General features: G+C 47.8%; 1 protein-coding gene. It reads left to right on the forward strand.

Annotated elements, in window-relative coordinates; translation table 11 throughout:
* Positions 1 to 167: 167 nt before the first annotated feature.
* On the forward strand, positions 168 to 508 hold a 341-nt coding region (locus D6C13_RS25395; protein WP_244212820.1), incomplete at its 3' end, for a DUF4157 domain-containing protein.

The raw sequence follows: 508 nt of genomic DNA on the forward strand, positions 1-508 counted from the left end.
GACACAGCATCAGGGCGCCACATTTACTGGATGCTCCGGATAAAGAGCCCGAAGAAATGATTTCAGTCGTGTATGAAACCGTCACCTGGAAGCACCACACTGCGGGAACGTCCGGCTACAGCATATGGAGCGACACGATTTAATTCGGAAAAACAGGGAGTGTATTTATGGATGTTGTGGAAAAACCCCGGATGAGACCACTGACCCGTGAAGGGGAGGTTAGAAGATTAACGATGGGCGAGATAGCGCTCGCCCGGACAGTCTTTGGCAGTTATATCGACTATTCAAGAGTGTGGGTCCATTTAGGCAGTTATCTGCCATTCGGGTTGCAAAATGAATATGTAGCAATGACACCAGGTGGTGAACTCTATTTTCGAGGGGAGAATTATCAAGATGATTTTTCAACTGCAAGCTCTCCTCTCAGGCACCTATTCATCCATGAAATGACACATGTCTGGCAGTACCAAAATGGCATGTGGGTAAAGCTGAGAGGGAGTATGAGTTGGGC

The sequence above is a fragment of the Rahnella woolbedingensis genome (assembly GCF_003602095.1).
Lineage (GTDB): Bacteria > Pseudomonadota > Gammaproteobacteria > Enterobacterales > Enterobacteriaceae > Rahnella > Rahnella woolbedingensis.